General features: G+C 57.4%; 1 protein-coding gene. It reads left to right on the plus strand.

Annotated features, from left to right (window positions below; genetic code table 11):
• Window positions 1-1127: LL-diaminopimelate aminotransferase (locus U1739_RS21035; RefSeq protein WP_332710569.1), on the plus strand; the 1127-nt coding region annotated here is incomplete at both ends.

Here is a 1127-nt window from a genome sequence, read left to right on the forward strand (position 1 = left end):
CGATGCGTGCGGCGGCGCGCGGGGCGGGTGAGGACATAATCGACCTGGGCATGGGTAACCCTGATTTGCCGCCGCCGCCGCACGTAATTGAGAAGTTGTGTGAAGTTGCGCGCAAGCCCGACGCACATGGTTATTCTGCTTCCAAAGGCATTCCAGGGCTTCGTAAGGCCCAGGCCAATTATTATGGTCGACGTTTTGGGGTCGAAGTCGATCCCGAGACCGAGGTCGTTGTAACGATGGGGTCGAAAGAAGGCTTGGCGAGCCTCGCCACGGCGATTACCGCGCCCGGTGATGTCGTGCTTGCGCCAAACCCGAGTTACCCCATCCACACCTTTGGCTTCATCATTGCAGGCGCGACGATCCGGTCAGTGCCCACTACGCCCGATGAAAATTACTTCCGTTCGCTTGAGCGGGCAATGGCGTTCACGGTTCCGCGTCCATCAATACTGGTCGTCAATTACCCGTCCAACCCGACGGCCGAGACAGTTGACCTCGCGTTCTACGAACGGCTTGTCGCATGGGCTAAGGAAAACAAGGTATGGATATTGTCCGACCTTGCTTATTCGGAACTCTATTTTGATGGTAAGCCCACGCCGTCCATATTGCAGGTTAAGGGCGGCAAGGACGTCGCTGTCGAATTTACGTCATTGTCCAAAACCTATTCAATGGCTGGTTGGCGGGTCGGTTTTGCGGTCGGCAACCGTGAGCTCATCGCGGCAATGACGCGCGTGAAAAGCTATCTCGATTACGGGGCGTTCACACCCATTCAGGCGGCCGCTTGTGCAGCGCTCAATGGTCCGCAGGACATTGTCGAACAAAACCGCCTGCTTTATCACAAGCGCCGCGATATCCTTGTCGACGCGTTTGGGCGTGCCGGTTGGGATATTCCCGCGCCGCGTGCCTCGATGTTTGCATGGGCACCGCTTCCCCCTGCGCTCGCGCATTTGGGGAGCCTTGAATTTTCCAAACAATTGCTGACCGAGGCAAAGGTCGCGGTTGCCCCCGGCGTGGGCTATGGCGAAGATGGCGAAGGATATGTTCGCATTGCTTTGGTGGAGAATGAACATCGCCTGCGCCAGGCTGCGCGCAACGTGAAGAAGTACTTGCAGTCGATGGGGGTTAACACC

Origin of the sequence: Parasphingomonas puruogangriensis (assembly GCF_036663635.1) — a bacterium.
In the GTDB taxonomy this organism is placed as follows: domain Bacteria; phylum Pseudomonadota; class Alphaproteobacteria; order Sphingomonadales; family Sphingomonadaceae; genus Sphingomonas.